1 pseudogene is annotated in these 431 nt (G+C 42.7%); it reads right to left on the reverse strand.

Annotated elements, in window-relative coordinates:
- A pseudogene (locus ASC50_RS04825) lies at nucleotides 1-431 on the reverse strand (hypothetical protein); the annotation flags it as partial.

Here is a 431-nt window from a genome sequence, read left to right on the forward strand (position 1 = left end):
AAAAATCATCTAATGCGCTGATATCAGCCGTAATAGCATCGCCACCCAAGGGGATGGTGACCAGGAATTTCAATTTACTGTCTTTGTAGATTGACACGTATGTCAGAGCCGCACCAATTTCAACTAAGGCGCAACCCTCTTTTTTTTGCAACCGATTCAAGGCAATCTCGGCAGTTGCCAAGGGCGAAATAAGAAATTTAGCTACGGCTATGGAATTGTCATCGAGAATTTTTTCTATCGGGTCTCTGTCCTCGTCAAACTGCCGCTCTAATAGCCGCAAACACCTCACTTCAATTTCTTTACATGTTTTCCCTTCGGGGAAAGAAGACAAAATACCGTCCAAATAGTACTCCGGCTTTGTGATTTCCAGCAATTCAGACTTCTCCCAACATTCACATTCATCTTCTAATGATACGAGTAATGCTTTGGTA

The organism is Candidatus Symbiothrix dinenymphae (assembly GCF_001431085.1).